Origin of the sequence: Marinospirillum minutulum DSM 6287 (assembly GCF_000422325.1) — a bacterium.
Lineage (GTDB): Bacteria > Pseudomonadota > Gammaproteobacteria > Pseudomonadales > Halomonadaceae > Marinospirillum > Marinospirillum minutulum.
Map to the genome: position 1 here is coordinate 38,841 of NZ_AULO01000011.1, position 19,134 is coordinate 57,974.

Here is a 19,134-nt window from a genome sequence, read left to right on the forward strand (position 1 = left end):
TTAATAGCAGTTTTACCTGCTTTGGAAAAACTTTACATGTGGAATAATATGCTTTGGCCTCTGGCTGCTATGCAGCAGGGCGTTGATCTAGTAAACCGTCAAATGCTGGCTAACCAGTGCCGTTTGTTACGTGATTACCTAGACGAATTTAAAGCGGGTGGACGTTTGCCTCACGATATGGAAGTCACCACCTTTCAAATTAAGGGGCGTGATGCTGAATTAATTAGTCCAAAAGGCAGTGCTACCCAGCGTTATGTACTCTATTTGCATGGTGGTGGTTTTGCATTGGGTTCTTTAGACACTCACCGTGACCTAGTGACCGCTTTTGCACGTCATTCTGATGCTAGAGTTTTAGCTATAGACTACCGTTTAGCACCTGATTACCCCTGGCCCGCAGGCTTAGACGATTCCTATGCTGCTTATCAGTGGTTAATAGATCAAGGTGTTACACCTGATCGAATTGCGCTTTGTGGAGACTCTGCTGGTGGTGGTTTAGCCGTTTCACTTTTGCAAAAGTTAAGCCAAAAAAAGCTAAGCCAGCCAGCTGCTTGCGTGCTTTTATCGCCTTGGGTTGATCTATCTTGTTCAAGTGAGTCAATGGATTTGAACGCAGCAACTGACCCGCTCTTAAACCGAGTACAAATGCATGCTTTTGCAGAGCTTTATGCCAATAAAATGCCTTTAGCGAGTCCAGAAATTTCTCCCTTATTTGGTGACCTTTATGGCCTAGCACCCTTGCATATTCAAGTTAGCTCACAAGAGTTACTGCGTGATGATGCGCGTCGATTAGTACAAGCCATTCAAAAGCAGGGCGGACGAGCAGAAATTATTGAAACCCCTTGGATGCCACATGTTTGGCAACTGCTTTACCGCTATTTGCCTCAAGCGGCTGCTAGTGTGCGCCAAGCGTCACGCTTTATTAAACTACTGACTGCTGGCTAGAATTTTTTCTAAGCAGAGGCGGGTTTGTTCTGGGTACTCAAGTGGAAACATATGACCGCCCGGAACTTGGTAAATTTCAAAACCCATTTTACGTAAGCGCTGTTCGCGTTGATTAGTAATTAAATCGCTTGATTCACCACGAATAATGCTAGCAGGTACTTTTAGTTTACGGTGACTGCCTGTTAGGTTATCCGCTAAATTACGGAAAATGGCTAGCTCAACTGCTGGACTAAAACGTAACTGAATACCCCCCGTGGCACGCGGTTCGGTTCCAAATTCAACGTAATCCTGTAAGGCTTGGGGGTGAAAGTTTTTAAACAAGCCTTTACTTGCAAAGTAGTTTACTGCACTCGCTTGATCAGGAAAGTGACTGCGGCGACCTTTAGTAATACCAGCAGGCGTTATTTTATCTATAAAACCAAAACGCTTACCTAGCTTTAAACCCAAGCTGTCTATGCCAGTCATCAGCGGTGGGTCTAATAAAATAATTTTTGAAAAGCGTTCTGGTGCTTTGAGTGCTGCCATATAAGTGACAACACCACCAAGCGAATGCCCTAAGCCAACCACTGGTTGATTACCACAGGTTTTATCTAGGTGGTTTAATAGCTCATCAACTAAAGCTTGCCAGTTATTATTAACCGGAAAGTTAGGTTGGTGGCCTAAACGATCAAGTACTTTAATTTGCCACTGATTTTGCATTGGCTCTAATAAAATACGATAACTTTGTCCTGGAAAACCGTTAGCGTGTGCAAAATGCAAAAGAGGCTGACTCATGCGTAACCCTTATAGTCGAAATAAGCCAATAGTAGAACGCCTGTTTGAATTAAATGCAAGACCTGCTAAGCCTGTTAGAATGTAAACTTGGACTAGCCAGTCAAATTTACCCTAGTAACCAATCTAATCTGTTAAGAGTAGCCAGCTATGCACAATAATAAACCTAAGCGTAAAACCGCAATTCGCAATTTAGTATTTTTAGCCGTTGTTCTCCTAGGTATTATTTACGCCTTGGCTAGTCAGTAATGGATCTTTTCCTAAGTACGTTAAGCTTTACGCTTAATGTTACTGCTCCAGTTTTTATACTGGTTTTCTTAGGGTTATTTTTTGCACGCATTGGACTGGTTAATGATGAATTTAACCGAGTAGCTTCTCGTTTAGTCTTTAACGTTACCCTGCCTACGCTGGTTTTTTTAACCCTCTTAAATACCGACTTAACGCAAGTTTTTGCCCTAGATCTACTCCTTTATGCTGGTTTAGTTACCCTTATGGGCTTTGCTGTGCTTGTTTGGCGTGCGCGTTTAATTCCAGCCAATGAAGATAAGGGCGTGTTTGTACAGGGTGGTTTTCGTGGCAACCTAGGCATTTTGGGTTTAGCTTTAGCAGGTAACCAATACGGTGATGCCGGTTTAGCACTCACCTCTATACTCTTGGCGCTACTCATTATCATTTATAACTTACTTTCTGTAGTGGCGTTAAATTTATGGCGAGATACCCAAGAAGGGCAGGGCGTAAACTGGCGGCGCATTTTAATTGATATTGTAAAAAACCCACTGATTATTGCTGTTGTTTTAGCCATACCCACCTCACTTTTTGAATTGCCCCTGCCAGATTTAGCTTTAAAAGTGGGTAATTACTTTGCCAGCATGACACTTCCCCTAGCACTTTTATGTATTGGTGCAGCGCTGGATTTAAAAGCCTTACGTGCCACCAGCAGCCTAGCACTTAAAGCAACGGCATATAAATTATTGCTTTTGCCCATTCCTATGGTTTTGGGTGCTTGGTTATTAGGCTATGAAGGCATGACTTTGGGTGTGTTATTTTTAGTTTTTAGCTGTCCAACCGCAGCGGCTAGTTATGTTATGGCACGGGCTATGGGCGGTAATGCGGTACTTGCAGCAAATATTGTTGCGTTAACTACTTTATTTGGCACTCTAACCATTAGTATTGGCGTATTTGCCTTGCATTGGTTTGGATTAAGTTAAGGTTTATAAATGTCTTTGAATCAAACCCTGTCAGCCGTTCCTGAAGGCGCAGAAGAAATACGTTTAAAATTACCTCATTTAGAATTAGCCGCTTTGGCTTGGGGTGACCCTGAAGAAGGTAAGCCATTATTAGCACTGCATGGTTGGTTAGATAATGCCATGACTTTTGTAAAACTAGCACCTGCCCTGGCAGCAGCGGGCTACCGTGTCGTCGCCTTAGATTTTGCTGGGCATGGTTTTTCAGACTGGCGACCCGCTGGGCAAACCTACCTGTTATTAGATAATTGCTTTGATGTGCAAGCAGCTGTTATGGCCTTGGGGTGGAAAAACTTTACACTCATTGGACACTCCATGGGGGCAGGTGTGGCTTCTTTACTTGCTGGCGCTCACCCTAAAGGTATAGAAAAACTAGTGCTAATAGATGGTATAGGCACTTTAACCACAGCAGATAAAGATGCGGCTGACCAACTAGGGCAAGCTATGGCACGTTGGATAGGCCACCAAGAAAAAAACCGAGAAAAAGATGTTTTATCTTCTTTCTCTGGCAAAATTTATCCTAGTATAGAATTAGCAGCTAAAGCACGCATGTTAGGCGTTGGTGCAGTAGATTACCCAGCTGCCTTACACCTTTGCCAACGCGCTTTACAAGCGGCCGACCCAGCAGATGCATCAACTGGCTGGTTTTGGCGCAGTGACTCACGTTTACGCCACCCTTCTGCTTTTCGTTTAACAGAAGCACAAAACTTATCTTTTATGGCAGCAATTGAAGCGCCAACCTTGATGTTAGAAGGTGATAAGGGGCTTATGGTAAAGCGTCCGGAAATTGCGACTCGTGTGCAAACCATTAAAAATGCGCAAAAATTATTACTTGCTGGTGGTCATCATTTGCACTTAGAAGAAGCCAGTTGTGAAGCTACCACAGCAGAAATTATAAAGTTTCTGAGTTAATTCTTGGGTTAGTTCAAGGGGTAAGAAAAGCATGGTGCGTAATTCGTTAAGTATTCGCTCTTCCCACAATAAACGTGTTGCACTTGTATTAGGTTCTGGTGGAGCTAGAGGGTTTGCTCATATAGGTGTAATAGAAGAACTAGAAGCCAGAGGTTATGAAATTGTCGGTATTTCTGGCTGCTCCATGGGCGCTCTAATTGGTGGGCTTTATGCTGCTGGCAAGTTAAAAGAATATAAGAAATGGGTGACAGGACTTAACTATTTTGACTTATTTCGCCTAGTGGATGTTACTTGGAGTTCCATGGGTGCCATTAAAGGCGAAAAAGTGATGGAAGTGATCACCAGTATGTTAAATGGTCGTACTATTGAATCCTTACCCATTCCTTTCACTGCCGTTGCTACCGATCTTGTCAGCCAAAAAGAAGTCTGGTTTCAAGAAGGCTCCTTAGAAAAAGCCATTCGTGCCTCAGTCGCTGTGCCAGGCATTATTACACCCGTACAAGACCGAGGGCGCACCCTAGTTGATGGCGGCCTATTAAACCCTTTGCCAATTACCCCAGCCGTTGCTTGGCATGCTGATTTAATTGTTGCAGTGAACGTTACTTCACAAAGGTCTGGGGAAACACTAGATGAATTAGTTCCTATCAAAAAGAAACGCCATAAAAAAGATTCAGAACCCACTGCAGTGGGTGAGTGGATGCATAAAGTGCGTGGTAGAACCGGCGGCCTATTGGAGCGTTTTAGCTTTTTAGAGGGCGATGTAAGCAACTCAGAAAGCTCAAGTGAAAGCACTGAAGGAACTTGGGGAAAACTGAATATTATGGTGCAATCTTTTGAAACAACCCAAGCTGCTTTAGCCCAGTACAAAGTTGCTGGTTATCCTCCCGATGTTTTAATCGACGTGCCCCGCAGTGTCTGTAAAAGTTTTGATTTTCACCGAGCAGAACAGCTTATTAAACTAGGACAAAAAATTGCCAAAAAACAGCTGGATAAATGGGAAGCTAGCCAACCTGTTTTTAGCGGTGATTTAGATGGTTAAACTGGATATTAAAGGTACTTGGCTGGGTTTTAAACGCCTTCTGCCTTTATCCATGTTTGTTATTGCTTTTGGTTTAGCTTTTGGTTTGGCGGCCGCTCAAGCAGAAATGACTAAACTAGAAGCAATGCTAATGAGTGGCCTAGTTTTTGCTGGTGCTTCACAGTTTGCCGTATTAGAACTAATGCGCGAAGAAATACCACTGTTAGCAATTATGATTACTACTTTTGCCATTAACGCTCGCCATTTATTAATGGGCGCATCGCTTTACCCTTGGTTGAAGGAAATACCCACTGCAAAACGCTATGGCATTCTTACTTTTATTAGTGATGCTAATTGGGCTATAGCCGCTCAAGATTACCAACAAGGCGAGCGTAACCTAGGCATTATTTTAGGCGGTGGTTTAGCACTATGGTTGGCTTGGGTGCTAGGAACCTGGTTGGGCTTAGTGCTTACGCAGGGAATTCCAGACCCTCAGGCTTTAGGCTTAGACATGGTGCTAGGCTGTTTTTTGCTGACTATGGCAGTAGGTGGAAAAAAAGATTTAAGGGTTTTAGTGATTTGGGCAACAGCAGCTTTAGTTGCTTTAATCGCACTCAAGTTTTTACCACCGAATAGCCATGTAATAGCCGGAGCTTTAGCAGGTGGCTTAGTGGGTGCTTTTTGGTTACCAACAACCCAAGTGAAGGAGGCAAAATAATGGACTTAAGTAATACAGCCTCTGCCACTTATATTGTTATAGCAGCCATGACGTTAGTAACACTTGTTACCCGTTATGGTGGTGTTTTTATAATGAGTTTTGTGCCCTTAAACCGCCGAGTAGAAGGGTTTATTAATGGTATGTCTGGCTCGGTACTGGTTGCTTTAATAGTGCCTATGGCAGTAGAAGGTGATACAGCAGCTCGCCTAGCCTTGTTAACCAGTTTAATAATGGTGCTATGGCTTAAAAAACCATTGCCAGCCATAGCCGCAGGGTTATTAGTAACGGCCGCTTGGCGTTATTTTGTGGGTTAGTTCTTAATGCTTAAATAAACAGCCTTTACCCAGCTGTTTGACCTCGGTACAACCAAGAAGTGCAAGAGTTCTATCGGCTTCCGTTTGAATTATTTCCAGTGCTTTATCTGCACCCGCTTGGCCACCAGCAGCCAAGCCATAAAGGGGTGCTCTACCGCTGGTTACTAAATTTGCACCTAAGCAAAGGGCTTTAATAAGATCGCTACCACGGCGTACACCACCATCAACGATTAGTAAGAAATCTTGCCCAACGGCTTGGCGAATTTCTGGTAACACATCCATAGGGCTAGGCACAGAGTCTAATTGGCGACCACCGTGGTTAGAAATAATAATACCATCTACCCCCAAGGCTTTAGCTTGAAGCGCATCTTCACTGGCTAGAATACCTTTAATAATTAACTTACCCGGCCAAATTTCACGCAACCAAGTAACATCTTGCCAACTTAAAGATGCCGACATTTCTTCGGTTAAAAAACTGGCCGCATTTTTAGCGCTGGCTTTTTCAGGCGGTAAAAAATCACCTAAGTTACTAAATTTAGGCATACCTTTAGGCACTAAAATATCCCAAATCCAAGCAGGGCGAGTAGCTAGGTGAAATAGGTTAGGCAAGTTTAGCTTCATAGGTGCTTTATAGTTGCGTTTATCCCAAGTGCGGTTGCCAATAATTGAAGTATCTACCGTTAGCACCAAAGCTTCACAGCCCGCTTTTTCAGCACGTGCAATAATACCTTTTAGGTTATCTCTGTTTTTAAATAGGTATAACTGCATCCAATGGCGCACACCCGTTGCGGCAATACGCTCTAAAGAAACTGTAGACACCATGCTTTGAATAAAGGGGATACCGGCTTTTTTAGCCGCCAAAGCAAGTTTTAAATCCCCCTCATGGCTAAGCAAACCATTAAAGCCCGTGGGTGAAATAGCAAAAGGAAAGTTAATAGACTCACCAAAAACTTGGGTAGACAAATCCCGCTGTGTAATGTCTACCAGCATTCTAGGCTTAAAAAGAATCTTGTCATAAACTTGGCGATTGTGTTTAAGCGTTAGTTCATCATCAGCACCCCCTTCAAGGTACTCCCTACAAAAATTAGGTAGCCTTTTAAATGCACGAGCACGCAAGTCATCTAAGTTTTGGGCGCGATTAAGGTTAGAACCAGAGTAAAGACTTCTTAACACAAGCCTGTTCCTTTAAATTTTGAACTGAAAAGTTTGGTTTAGTAGCGGCTGGATTTCAATGTGGGTGGGTAAAAGCTTACCTGTTTCTGTAAAGCGTAGGGGACTGGCAATAAGGAAACCCCAATACTCTAAAAAGCGAGTTATAAAACGTACCTCAATAATACGAGTAAGCATTTGTTCTGAGCTAGAATAAATGCTTTCAGGTAGTTGACCAAGCAACTGGGGAAAGGCAACTGCCACTTCTTCACCTAACTTATCGACTGAAGCATGACTTTGTAATCGCCAAAGCATAAATAGCCAAAATTCACGTAAATCTACACTATCTTCCCAGCCATCTAGGTAGCGCCAGTTATATTGAGTAGTTACTGCTTCTAACATAGGTAAGAAGAAAGCTTGAATACCTGCTTTTTCATACTGTTTTTGTGCCGTTTTTTTAATATGAAAACGACCACTTCTTAAATATATAATACCTGCAATTTCTGCTAAAACACGGGCATAGTGAAGGGCGTTTATTTTACCTTCACTACTGCCCATATAATCACTAATAGTAATATTTGTATTATGTTTGGCTAGAGCAAACTCTGGCAGTAACGCACTAGCATTTTTTGCTAACTTGGCTGGCAAGTTGCCTCTAGTTGTTGCTTTAAAAGAGCCACCCTGCTGCATTGCTTCATCTAAGATTAATTCTAAATAACGCATAACTGGGCAAGAGGATAAATCGCTAGGGGTGCTGATACTTACCCAATCTAGCTCTTTAAAAGGAGCATGAAGCCAGTTGAGCATTTGATTAGGTGAAAGACCACAAAAGTCAGGGTGGCCTTGATTATTACTTTTATTTACATGCTTCTCAGCAACTAAATTAAGCTCATCAAAGGTTAAATCTGGGTTCATAGCCAAAACTGCTGCTAGCTCATCGCGTAGTGCAAGGTGCTGCTCTGAAGCAGTGTGAATACAACAGTGTTTGTACTTTTTGCCACTGTCGCAGGGGCAAGGGTCGTTACGGCCAACTTTCATATTAAAATACTCTCTATTACTTTTTTGCTATTGCCAGATAAACACCACCAAAGCTAAGACGTTCAGGTGAAACTTAAAAATATCACGCAAAGAGGTCTGCTGAAAAAAACTTGGCACCTAACCGACAGCTTACCTTTGCTTTTTTCTAAGCCAGCAGAAATACTGCGTAATTTATTTAGTTTTAAACTGCTTAACATTTAGCTCTAATACCTTGGCTAGTTCTTCAAGCTCTCTACTTGCTGTTGTTATCTTGGTCGCTTCTTCTTCGGCCTCTAGTGCAGAACTAGTAATTTGATTAAAATTCTCACTTATTTCAACCGCTCCTGCAGACTGTTGATCTGTTGTTGCAGCTATTTGGTGGTTCATATCTGTAATTCGTGTAACAGATGCATTAATTGCGTTAAGTGCATCACCAGCCAGTTTTGCTTGATTTACGCTTAAGGTTGCTTGTTCTTGACCTTGATTCATAACAACAACCGCTTTGTCTGAGCTGGATTGCATTTTCTCAATAACTTGATGAATTTCACGCGTTGAATCTTGGGTTCTTAAAGCCAGGTTGCGTACTTCATCTGCTACTACAGCAAAGCCACGGCCTTGATCACCTGCTCTGGCTGCTTCAATAGCTGCGTTTAATGCAAGCAGGTTGGTTTGCTCTGCAATACTTTCAATTACTTCCATTACACGGCTAATTTCTTTGCTATCTTCAGATAGGTGGTGAATAACTTGGGCTGCCTCAACAACTTTACTGGCTAAATCGTTAATATTTAACTGTGTTTTGTTTACTTCGGCTTGACCTGCTGTAAATTCTGTCATGGCTGTCTGTGCCAGCGAAGCTGCTTCACTGGTATGGCTTGCCACTTCCGCAACAGCATCAGACATTTCAGCAATAGCGGTAGCACCACGTTGGGTCGATTCTTTTTGGTTGCTAATTAACTCTTCGTTGTGTTGTGCAGTTAGCAGAAGGTGTTTAGACGCTAAGCTTAGTTTGTTCGCTGTATTTATTGAATTTTTTGTAATGTCTGTTAAATAACTTCTTAAGTCTTCTACGGCACTGAGAATACTATTTTTATTTGCTTTAACGTCCACAGTTAAGTCACCAGATGCAATAGTATTAATAATTAAAGCAGCATCTTCAGGCTCGCCACCAATAATTTCTTTTAAATTTCTAACAACACTAAGCGCAACTAAAACAATTATTATTAATGCAAGAAGGGTAGTAATAAGCATTGTTTTTTGGAAACTGGTTGTTTCACTAACTGCGGTAGCTACAAGGCTTTGAATAGAAGCTTCTTGATAATCTATTAGTAGGTTAATACGCGCAAGCCATTCAGTATAAGCAGGAGAGGCCTCGTTAAGTAAATAGTCATTAGCTAATTCAAACTGATTACTATTAATTAGTTCAAGAAGCTTATCTGTAATGATTAAGGTGCTTTTTTCAATAGCTTTAATATCTTTAAGCATTTTTTCTTCAGTTGGTGAATGCTTAAGCTTTGCAAACATAGTATCAAGTACACGAGCTGATTCTTGATAAAACTTATCTAGTGCTTGAATATTATTTTGGTGCTTTGAGGAAGCTTGAATATCAGCCACCAGAACTGCATCACGTATGGCTATAGCACGGTCGTGTACACTACCTCTAAAGTTAATAGCTTGCCGTTGTTCAACTGCTGTTTGTTGGGACAGTTGCGTTAAGCTATTGTCTGCAATATTAATTTTATATAAGCCGAACAAAGTTATTGCTAGCATTATTAATAAAAGAACTGCAAAGCCAAAATAAATACGATTAATGATTTTCATGCTTATTCCTAACTTTTAACCTGTTGATTGCTAAAAAATTACGCTAGCTTGCTTGACTACCAAATATGGCGAGAAGGTTACGCTTTATTACAAAGAAGTTAAAGCCCTGTCTAGCCTAGTTGTTGGTTGGTAATCTGCAATCTTAGGCATTCAATAAACTTTTCTGCTAGTGCTTTGACCACTGCAACCCCAAGAAGTGCTAAATCGCTAGCTAGGCTTTGAAGCTATTTTGCTGCAGAAATGTGCTACTTTTTGAATTTTAAGCACCCAAGCGTTGAAGCTCTAATCTTAGGGTACTCTATCTTCAAGTCACCCTCACTAAAACTACCCAAGCATAATGGGCATTTCTACTAGAAGGCAAGGCTTTGAACCATGTAGCCTAAGTTGTTATTGGGGTTGAATAATGGATGTTCTTTGAGGTTTCGAGGGTTATTTATTATCATTTTTTGGCAGCAGCACAGATTGCACTGTTGCTGATTTACCCCAAGAGTGAAAAGGATGACCTGACACTTGCTGAATGTAAGGCATTGAAACAAATTGTTGAACGGTGGAGGTAATAACACTATGAGTACATTTTTTGATGAGCTACTGGAAAGCGTACAACAGATGGATGAAATTGTTAAAGGCGAGCGTGTAGCAGCCCGCGATTTTCATGTTGATGCTTTTGCGGTCAAAAATATTCGCAAAGCGACTGGGTTAACTCAGGATGCTTTTAGATGCAGGCTTAAAAACTACCGATACAGAAATACCTTTCAAAACTTGGGATGCCTTACCCGACCTTGCTTTGTTAGCCATAAAACACCACCAAAAAGACGGAAAGAGCTTTTGGCACTGGGTGGTATTTAAACGCATTGATGGCAAGCCAGTGGTTCTAGACTCAGCAGCTTAGCTGCCAGAGAACATAAGACAAGACTTCGAAGCCATGCAGCCCAAGTGGTTTATTGGGGTTGAGGGAGCTAATATAAAGTACAATCACTTAGTATAGAGATTAGTGTCAAGCTAAACAAAAAGACGAGAGGTGAGTCATGCAAACAAACCTATCACTGAATAGCGTCCTTCTTAAGGAGGCAGAGCGTTTAGGAGTTAATGTCGTGCATTCAGCAGAAGAAGGGATTACAGAGGCTGTGAAGCTGCATAAACAAGAAAACTGGTTGAAAGATAATGCCGAGGCTATCGCAAGCTCTAATACCTATGTTGAAGCTAACGGATTACCTCTTGCAAAGTATCGCCAATTCTAATGGCTCGATTTGATGTTTTTGAAAATAAAGGTGGAGCCGGTTTTTTACTGGATGTTCAGTCAGATCTTCTTGGTGGCTTGAATAGCCGAGTTGTTGTTCCACTGTTGCCTAAAGCTTTGGCGCCTTCCCCTGCTCATAGATTAAATCCTGTATTTAATATTGAAGGCCAAGAGGTGGTAATGGTTACTCAGTATATGGCTAGTATATTAGCAAGTGAATTACGTTTAGGTGTAGGCAGCCTTGCTGAACAGCAGGATGAAATATCCATAGCTTTAGATATGCTATTTCTAGGCTTTTAACCTAAAAGCACTTCCGCTAGATACTGCCTAGCCAACCATAATGGTTACTTCTACTTGAGAACGGTTGGGGCGATTAATGGTGCGGGTTATCTAATCACTGCTTTAGCTTGCTTCCAGTCAAGATAATCTGTTGAGTCATGCTTTTCCCAAAACTGCCTTTCTTCAGCTTCAGTCTTAAAGTTGGGTATTTGCTTAGATTTGTTTATAAATATTCCTCTCTTTTTGGTGCATATCACGTGCAGATATAACACGAATTAAAGTCTCAGAAGAACGCAATGTATAAGTGATGTGCAGCTTCCTTGCTGCTTAAAAATACAAGCAATTACCCAGCCATCATGGCTATGCCTACTTTTGAGCGGTTGGGGCGGTTGATGGTGCGGGTTATCCAATCGCCGGTGGCGGCTAGTTTGGTTAGGTTGATGCCGCTTTTTATACCTAGGCCGTTTAATAGGTAAACCACATCTTCACTGGCGACATTACCGGCTGCGCCTTTGGCGTAGGGACAGCCACCTAAGCCAGCCACCGAGCTATCAATGACTGCTATGCCTTCTTCTAATACAGCGTAAAGGTTGGCTAGGGCTTGGCCGTAGGTGTCGTGAAAGTGGGCGGCTAGCTTGTTCATGGGAATATGTTGGTTAACTGCTTCTAACATACGCTTGGCTTTAAGTGGTGTGCCTACACCTACGGTATCGCCAAGGGAGATTTCATAGCAGCCCATATCAAACAAGGTTTTACTTACTTCAGCGACTTTGCTAGGTGCTATGTCGCCTTCGTAAGGGCAGCCCATCACGGTTGAAACATAACCACGCACTGGAATGTTGGATTTTTTCGCCAGTTCTATAACAGGTGCAAAGCGTTCCAGTGATTCAGCAATGCTACAGTTGATATTTTTTTGGGTGAAGCTTTCTGAAGCCGCACCAAATACCGCCACTTCTTGAACACCACACTCTAAAGCACTTTCTAAACCTTTTAGGTTGGGCGTTAAGGCTGCATAGGTAATGCCTGAGCGGCGTTGAATACCAGTCATTACTTCACGTGCATCGCCCATTTGTGGCACCCATTTAGGTGATACAAAGCTGGCGGCTTCTATGTAGCTAAGGCCAGCATCACCTAAGCGGTCGATCAGTTCTAGCTTAATAGCGGTGCTAACGGGATTGGCTTCGTTTTGAAGGCCATCTCTAGCACCCACCTCGACTAATCGTACATATTCTGGAAAAGCCATTCATTTTCTCCTAATAACTATCTACGTAGCTATTACTGCGTTAAAAATCTGCTCAAAATGCTCATTTACAAATACGTAAACTGCGCTTTCTCACAGATTTTTGCCTTGTACTAGCGTCCTCGATTACGTTATTACATATTTATGTTTAAGCAGACCAGCCTGCTACTAGCCTTATTCTTCGTTGGCTTCAAACTTCAGCAACTCTGCACCTTGCGAAACCAAATCTCCGGCAGCGTAGAAGAACTCTGCAACTTTACCGTCAGCGGGTGCGCTTAGGGTGTGTTCCATTTTCATGGCTTCTATCACGATTAAGGAATCACCTTTTTTAACTTCTGCACCGGCTTCAACTAGCAGGGTAACTACTGAACCGTTCATAGGTGCGGTTAGGCTAGCGGTGGCTTCTTCAAGCTCGTGGCTGTCTAGGTCTGGGCGTAACCACTGGCAGGCGAAGTGTTCGTCTTGGGTGAAGAGGGTTAGGTTATTATTTAAGTCGGCGACATGAATGGTGCGGTGATGGCCATTAACCACGGCATCAAGGCGATCTTTGGTTAGGCTGCCTTCCACCAATAGTTTGTGTTCACCCACAAAAACAGTCCAGAAGTGTTTGGCGCTGTTACTTTTAGCAATCACACGAATAGCAATCGGCTCTTCTTGGCCTTCTACGGCAAAGCGTAGGTTTAGGCTAGGGTCGGTGTTCATTCGCCAGCCGCCAAAGCCATGCCAAGGTGAGTAGGGGTCGCTAGAATGCTTGGCTTCTGCTTGGCGTTCTTGGTCTAGTTTAAGTAGTGCATAAAGTGAAGCTAAAGCCAGCAGGTTAGGGCTGTAGCTACCGCCTTTTTTGCTGAAGAGTAGGTCTTCATAGCGCTCAATAAAGCTGGTATCAACGTCAAAGTTTTGAAAAGGTGCTGCTTCGGCTAAACGCTTTAAAAAGCGGGTATTGGTTTTAACGCCAGCAATGCGGTATTCACCTAAAGCTTGTGCCATGCGGCTTAGTGCTGCTTCTCGGTTGGTATCCCAAACAATTAGCTTGGCAATCATGGGGTCGTAATAAATGCTGACTTCATCGCCTTCAAGCACACCTGTATCGACTCGTACATGGCGAGTTTCGGCAGGGGTGCGAACATAGCTTAAGGTGCCAGTTGCCGGTAAGAAGTCTTGGTCTGGGTCTTCGGCATAAATACGGGCTTCAAAGGCGTGACCATGAATTTCTAGTTCATTTTGCTGTTTGGGTAAGGGTAAACCTGCAGCAATTTTTAACTGCCATTCCACTAGGTCTTCACCGGTAATCATTTCGGTGATGGGGTGCTCAACCTGTAAGCGGGTGTTCATTTCCATAAAGAAGAAGCTGCCATCGGCATCAAGCAGAAACTCTACGGTTCCCGCATTTACATAACCTATGGCTTGTGCGGCTTTAAGGGCAGCATCACCCATTTTGGCACGCAGTTCTTCGGTCATGCCTGGGGCGGGTGCTTCTTCAATGACTTTTTGGTGGCGACGCTGTACCGAACAGTCACGCTCGAACAAGTAAACACCTTGGCCTTGTGAATCACAGAACACCTGAAATTCAACGTGACGAGGTTTTACTAGGTATTTTTCTACCAGCATGGTGTCGTCGCCAAAACCATTCATGGCTTCACGCTTGGCTGCGGCTAGGGCTTCATCAAATTCGCTGGACTTTTCAACAATACGCATACCCTTACCACCACCGCCAGCCGTGGCTTTAAGGAGTACTGGGTAGCCAATTTTTTCGGCTTCTGCTTTGATTAGTTCGGGCGATTGATCGGCACCGTGGTAGCCAGGCACTAGCGGTACGCCAGCGTTTTCCATAATGATTTTAGCGGCAGATTTAGAACCCATGGCTTCAATGGCTTTAATGGGTGGGCCGATAAACACTAAACCAGCGGCATCACAGGCGGCTACAAACTGGCTGTTTTCAGCTAAAAAGCCATAACCTGGGTGAATGGCTTCAGCGCCGGTTTGTTTGGCGGCAGCGATTACCTTGTCGATTTGTAGGTAGCTGTCTCTGGCTGGCGCTGCACCTAGATAAACGGCTTCATCGGCCATTTTTACGTGTAGGGAGTCTCGGTCTGCATCGGAATAAACAGCAACGCAGCGAATGCCCATTTGGTGGGCGGTACGAATAACGCGGCAAGCAATTTCACCACGGTTGGCAATGAGTATCTTACGGAACATGGTCAGTTCCTCTTTTTATATTGTTTAATTTGTTTTTAAGAAACCACTGTTGCAGCCCATCTGCTTTCGGTGTATTCGGCTGTCCTTGCCTCAAACACCGCGTTGCGCAGTCCCTGCTTCACTTGTCGCAGAAGAAGGCTGCCGTGGTTTCTTAAGCCTGTTTATTTAAACTGTATAGGTGTTTACTTCTGCCAATTAGCCGCTCGCTTTTCAAAGAAGGCGCTCAGTCCTTCTTGGCCTTCGGCGGATACACGGATTTTGGCAATTAAATCGGTGGTGTAGTCTTGCGTTGTTAAGTCGGCTGGGCGGTCGGCAACCAAGTGAACTAACGCTTTGGTGTGGGCGACGGCTTGCGGGCTATTGGCGAGCAAAACTTTTACCAGTTGTTCTATTTCAGTATCTAACGCTTCTTCGGCAACCACTTCATCAACCAAACCTAGCTGCTGGGCTTTTTCTACGTCTATTACTTCAGCGGTTAAGGCATAGCGGCGCATGGCACGCACACCTAAAGCTCTAACCACATAGGGGCTAATAACGGCGGGTGATAAGCCAATTTTCACTTCAGATAAGCAAAAACGTGCTTTGCCAGTCGCTACCACTAGGTCGCAGCAAGCCGCTAAACCAACAGCACCACCATAGGCAGCACCTTGCACACGGCAAATAGTCGGGCAGGGTAGGGTGTCGAGTTCGTGCATTAATCTGGCGAGTTCTTGGGCATCTTTTTTGTTTTCGGCTTGGCTGTATTCGGCCATGCGTTTCATCCAACCTAGGTCGGCACCGGCAGAAAAGCTTTTGCCTTCTGATCCAAAAACTAACACTCGGGCTTTGGCATCACGCACTGTGGCTAGCTTGTTGAGTATTTCTGCTATTAAAAGATCATCAAAAGCGTTGTGAACTTCAGGACGGTTAAGCGTTAGGTAAGCCACACCACGTTGGTCGATAGTTAGCAGAACGGTTTGATTAGTGGTCGTCATTTTCTTCTCCTTAAGCAGCGCTTACATGCGGAACACGCCAAAACGTGTCGGCTTATTGGCGGCATTTAATGAGGCTGAAATGGCTAAACCTAGGGTGTCACGGGTTTGAATGGGGTCAAGAATACCGTCATCCCATAAACGTGCACTGGCAAAATAAGGGTGGCCTTGGTGCTCGTACATTTCACGAGTGGGCTTTTTGAAAGCTTCTTCTTCTGCTGCTGACCAGTCAGTACCGTTGCGTTCGTGCTGCTCACGCTTAACTTGTGCCAGTACGTTGGCAGCTTGTTCGCCACCCATGACAGAAATACGAGCATTCGGCCACATCCACATAAAGTTAGGGTCGTAAGCACGGCCACACATACCGTAGTTACCGGCACCAAAACTACCACCAATTAGAATGGTGAATTTAGGCACTTGAGCACAGGCAACAGCGGTGACCATTTTGGCACCGTGTTTGGCGATACCTTCATGCTCGTAACGAGAACCCACCATAAAGCCGGTGATATTTTGTAGGAACACAAGAGGAATGCCACGCTGGGCACAAAGCTCGATAAAGTGAGCGCCTTTTTGAGCGGATTCAGAAAAAAGTACGCCATTGTTGGCCAAAATACCGACTGGATAGCCATGAATACGGGCAAAGCCAGTGACTAGCGTTTCACCGTACCAGCGTTTAAATTCATCAAATTCAGAGCCATCAACCACACGGGCAATTACTTCACGCACATCGTAGGGCTTGCGTAAATCAGTACCCACAATGCCGTAGATTTCTTCTGGATCGTAAAGGGGTGGGCGTGAAGGTTGAATGTCGAGTTCACCCAGTTTTTTCCAGTTCAAGCGACTAACCGCACGGCGCACCAGTTGTAGGGCATGTTCATCGCTGAGTGCGTAATGGTCAACCACACCAGAAATACGTGCGTGAACATCGGCACCGCCTAGGTCTTCAGCCGTGACCACTTCACCTGTGGCGGCTTTAACTAAGGGTGGGCCTGCTAGAAAAATAGTGCCTTGTTCTTTAACGATAATAGATTCATCGGCCATGGCAGGTACATAAGCACCACCGGCAGTACAAGAGCCCATAACTGAAGCAATTTGGGGAATGCCTTCGCTAGACATGGTGGCTTGGTTGTAGAAAATACGACCAAAGTGATCACGGTCGGGGAAGACTTCATCTTGGTTAGGTAGGTTAGCACCGCCGGAATCGACTAGGTAAATACAGGGAAGGCGATTTTTACGGGCAATTTCTTGCGCTCGCAAGTGCTTTTTAACCGTGAGCGGATAATAAGTACCGCCTTTGGTGGTGGCATCGTTGGCAACAATAATGCATTCCACACCGGAGACACGGCCAATGCCGGTAATAATGCCAGCGCTGGGTACAAAATCATCGTAAACATCAAGGGCGGCAAGTTGTGAGAATTCTAAAAAAGGTGCGCCTTGGTCGAGTAGGCGTTCAATACGTTCACGGGGCAGAAGCTTGCCACGACTTAGGTGACGTTCTTGCGCTTTAGCACCGCCACCTTGTTTCACTTCGTCTAATTTTTTGTGCAGATCGGCAATAACTTCACGCATCGCTGCTTCGTTTTCAGCAAACTGCGGCGCTCGAGTATTTACCTGCGTTTTAATCACAGTCATTTCAGTGATCCTTTTATTGTAATAGTGCAGCTGGGTGGTATCGCTAGTGCTTTTATTTGCGTATTAGCAGGTGCTTTATGGCGTAGGTGTTATTACATCGGGGCGCAGCAAGTACGTCCATGTATGCTCTACTGCTGCGTCCTGCAGCAGAAGCCCGATGAATAACAGCCCACGCCAAGCACATAACTCATCAGCTAACGGTGTTTTTTAATATCGAGTTAACCTAGCTGCTTTTATTGTTTGGTGGCGATTTAAACTCAGTAGTTCGATATTCGTTAGCCTAGCTTGTTGTTTCTTGGGCTTCTGCAACATGGATGTTGCAGTTGAGTTTACAGGGCAGTTTTTTGCTCCTGCAAAAACTGCATTTCCGCCATCCTTGGCGGTCAGACGTATTCACAACGACCCAAGAAATAATAACTAGGCTAGAACGATAAGCTCCTAGCGAGATTCGTTAAAAATCTCACGCCCAATCAACATGCGTCGTACTTCGCTGGTACCTGCGCCAATTTCGTAGAGCTTGGCATCACGCAGTAAGCGGCCAGTAGCATATTCATTGGTGTAACCATTACCGCCTAGCAGCTGAATGGAATCTAAAGCAACCTGAGTGGCTTTTTCAGCACAGTAAAGAATAACGCCAGCAGCATCTTTACGGCTGACTTCGCCACGGTCGCAACCTGCCGCAACAGCATATAAATAAGCACGGCAAGCAGACATGGTGGTGTACATATCAGCAATTTTGCCTTGTACTAGCTGGAATTCACCTATGGACTGATCAAACTGCTTACGCTCGTGAATATAAGGAACCACGATATCCATTGCCGCCTGCATAATGCCGATAGGGCCAGCAGCTAAAACAGTACGCTCAAAATCTAGGCCGCTCATAAGCACGCGAACCCCTTTACCTACTTCACCCAGTACGTTTTCTTCAGGCACTTCACAGTCTTGGAAAACCAACTCACAAGTGTTAGAACCACGCATACCTAGCTTGTCTAATTTTTGGTGGCGTGAAAAACCTGGGGAATCGCCTTCAACGATAAAAGCGGTAATGCCTTTAGAGCCTGCAGAGGTATCGGTTTTAGCGTAGATAACAAAGGTGTGAGCATCAGGACCATTAGTGATCCACATTTTGTTACCATTAAGAACGTACTTATCACCTTTTTTGTCGGCACGTAGCTTCATGCTTACTACGTCTGAACCGGCGTTTGGTTCTGACATGGCTAAAGCGCCAATGTGTTCGCCAGAGCAAAGCTTAGGTAAGTATTTTTCTTTTTGCGCTTGGGTGCCATTAATTTTAATTTGGTTAACACAAAGGTTAGAGTGCGCACCGTAAGACAGGCCTACAGAAGCAGAGGCACGAGAAATTTCTTCAACTGCGATACAGTGAGCCAAATAGCCCATGCCTGAACCGCCGAACTCTTCTGGTACAGTAATGCCAAGTAAGCCCATATCGCCAAACTTTTTCCATAAGTCCATAGGAAATTCGTTGGTTTTATCTATTTCAGCAGCACGAGGCGCAATTTCAGCAGCAGCGAAAGCGTTGATTGATTCGCGCAGCATATTTAAGTCATCGTCTAAGCCGAAGTTCATATCTTTAAAGATGGATTGCATGGTGTGTCCCTCTGCTGGTGTTTTATATGAGTGCTTTGTTATTTATTAAGCTAACTTTAGGGTAAGTT

The 19,134-nt window shown here is 44.0% G+C and carries 19 protein-coding genes; 9 read left to right on the forward strand and 10 right to left on the reverse strand.

All coding sequences use genetic code 11. The annotated features are described in order from the left end of the window. Positions 1-36 precede the first annotated feature (36 nt). Positions 37-942 carry an alpha/beta hydrolase gene (locus tag H571_RS14310; protein WP_051168168.1) on the forward strand — a complete coding sequence of 302 codons (906 nt, stop codon included), beginning with the start codon at positions 37-39 and terminating at the stop codon, positions 940-942. On the opposite strand, the gene H571_RS0105440 is transcribed toward H571_RS14310, so the two are convergent. Beyond that, on the reverse strand, positions 925-1,716 hold the full coding sequence (locus H571_RS0105440; protein ID WP_027848431.1) for an alpha/beta fold hydrolase: 792 nt from the start codon (positions 1,714-1,716) through the stop codon (positions 925-927). The genes H571_RS14310 and H571_RS0105440 overlap by 18 nt on opposite strands. A 245-nt stretch (positions 1,717-1,961) precedes the next feature. On the opposite strand from H571_RS0105440, the gene H571_RS0105455 reads away from it, so the two are divergent. Genes H571_RS0105455 through H571_RS0105475 form a run of 5 tightly spaced genes read left to right on the forward strand, consistent with a single transcriptional unit; the run spans position 1,962 to position 5,919 of the window. Continuing rightward, positions 1,962-2,921 (forward strand): AEC family transporter, encoded by a 960-nt coding sequence (locus H571_RS0105455; RefSeq protein WP_027848432.1) that lies wholly within the window; start codon positions 1,962-1,964, stop codon positions 2,919-2,921. Positions 2,922-2,930: 9 nt separating this feature from the next. Continuing rightward, a complete protein-coding gene (locus tag H571_RS0105460) occupies positions 2,931-3,869 on the forward strand; it encodes an alpha/beta fold hydrolase (protein ID WP_036217757.1) in 939 nt (312 codons plus the stop codon). Positions 3,870-3,900: 31 nt separating this feature from the next. Continuing rightward, positions 3,901-4,908, forward strand: coding sequence for a patatin-like phospholipase family protein (locus H571_RS14315; RefSeq protein WP_051168169.1), 1,008 nt, complete (start codon positions 3,901-3,903; stop codon positions 4,906-4,908). Further along, positions 4,901-5,605 (forward strand): AzlC family ABC transporter permease, encoded by a 705-nt coding sequence (locus H571_RS0105470; protein WP_051168170.1) that lies wholly within the window; start codon positions 4,901-4,903, stop codon positions 5,603-5,605. The genes H571_RS14315 and H571_RS0105470 overlap by 8 nt, the downstream gene beginning before the upstream one ends. Next, positions 5,605-5,919 (forward strand): AzlD domain-containing protein, encoded by a 315-nt coding sequence (locus H571_RS0105475; RefSeq protein ID WP_027848435.1) that lies wholly within the window; start codon positions 5,605-5,607, stop codon positions 5,917-5,919. The genes H571_RS0105470 and H571_RS0105475 overlap by 1 nt, the downstream gene beginning before the upstream one ends. A 3-nt stretch (positions 5,920-5,922) precedes the next feature. Here the strand turns inward: H571_RS0105475 and H571_RS0105480 are convergent, their stop codons facing one another. The 3 genes from H571_RS0105480 to H571_RS0105495 form a co-directional block, all read right to left on the reverse strand. Beyond that, positions 5,923-7,092, reverse strand: a complete 1,170-nt coding sequence (locus tag H571_RS0105480; RefSeq protein ID WP_027848436.1) for an alpha-hydroxy acid oxidase — start codon at positions 7,090-7,092, stop codon at positions 5,923-5,925. Positions 7,093-7,104: 12 nt separating this feature from the next. Continuing rightward, complete coding sequence (locus tag H571_RS0105485) at positions 7,105-8,106, reverse strand: YecA family protein (RefSeq protein WP_027848437.1); 1,002 nt, start codon at positions 8,104-8,106, stop codon at positions 7,105-7,107. Positions 8,107-8,277: 171 nt separating this feature from the next. After that, on the reverse strand, positions 8,278-9,903 hold the full coding sequence (locus H571_RS0105495; protein ID WP_027848438.1) for a methyl-accepting chemotaxis protein: 1,626 nt from the start codon (positions 9,901-9,903) through the stop codon (positions 8,278-8,280). A 564-nt stretch (positions 9,904-10,467) separates the two neighbouring features. On the opposite strand from H571_RS0105495, the gene H571_RS15995 reads away from it, so the two are divergent. The 3 genes from H571_RS15995 to H571_RS0105515 all read left to right on the forward strand — a co-directional run bounded on the left by H571_RS15995 (position 10,468) and on the right by H571_RS0105515 (position 11,440). Further along, on the forward strand, positions 10,468-10,749 hold the full coding sequence (locus H571_RS15995) for a hypothetical protein (protein ID WP_211219762.1): 282 nt from the start codon (positions 10,468-10,470) through the stop codon (positions 10,747-10,749). 179 nt (positions 10,750-10,928) lie between these two features. Continuing rightward, entirely contained in the window at positions 10,929-11,141 is a 213-nt protein-coding gene (locus H571_RS0105510; protein WP_027848439.1) for a type II toxin-antitoxin system CcdA family antitoxin, read from the forward strand. After that, on the forward strand, positions 11,141-11,440 hold the full coding sequence (locus tag H571_RS0105515) for a CcdB family protein (RefSeq protein ID WP_027848440.1): 300 nt from the start codon (positions 11,141-11,143) through the stop codon (positions 11,438-11,440). Before H571_RS0105510 ends, H571_RS0105515 begins: the two co-directional genes overlap by 1 nt. 86 nt (positions 11,441-11,526) lie before the next feature. Here the strand turns inward: H571_RS0105515 and H571_RS16180 are convergent, their stop codons facing one another. From H571_RS16180 to H571_RS0105540, 6 genes are all read right to left on the reverse strand, one after another. Next, positions 11,527-11,691, reverse strand: a complete 165-nt coding sequence (locus H571_RS16180) for a CopG family antitoxin (protein WP_342664333.1) — start codon at positions 11,689-11,691, stop codon at positions 11,527-11,529. A gap of 71 nt (positions 11,692-11,762) precedes the next feature. Further along, positions 11,763-12,662, reverse strand: coding sequence for a hydroxymethylglutaryl-CoA lyase (locus H571_RS0105520; RefSeq protein WP_027848441.1), 900 nt, complete (start codon positions 12,660-12,662; stop codon positions 11,763-11,765). A gap of 171 nt (positions 12,663-12,833) precedes the next feature. Next, positions 12,834-14,855, reverse strand: coding sequence for an acetyl/propionyl/methylcrotonyl-CoA carboxylase subunit alpha (locus H571_RS0105525; protein WP_027848442.1), 2,022 nt, complete (start codon positions 14,853-14,855; stop codon positions 12,834-12,836). A gap of 182 nt (positions 14,856-15,037) precedes the next feature. Continuing rightward, on the reverse strand, positions 15,038-15,829 hold the full coding sequence (locus tag H571_RS0105530; protein WP_027848443.1) for an enoyl-CoA hydratase-related protein: 792 nt from the start codon (positions 15,827-15,829) through the stop codon (positions 15,038-15,040). 21 nt (positions 15,830-15,850) lie between these two features. Next, complete coding sequence (locus H571_RS0105535) at positions 15,851-17,458, reverse strand: carboxyl transferase domain-containing protein (RefSeq protein WP_027848444.1); 1,608 nt, start codon at positions 17,456-17,458, stop codon at positions 15,851-15,853. A 438-nt stretch (positions 17,459-17,896) separates the two neighbouring features. Beyond that, positions 17,897-19,066 (reverse strand): isovaleryl-CoA dehydrogenase, encoded by a 1,170-nt coding sequence (locus H571_RS0105540; protein WP_027848445.1) that lies wholly within the window; start codon positions 19,064-19,066, stop codon positions 17,897-17,899. Positions 19,067-19,134 lie beyond the last annotated feature (68 nt).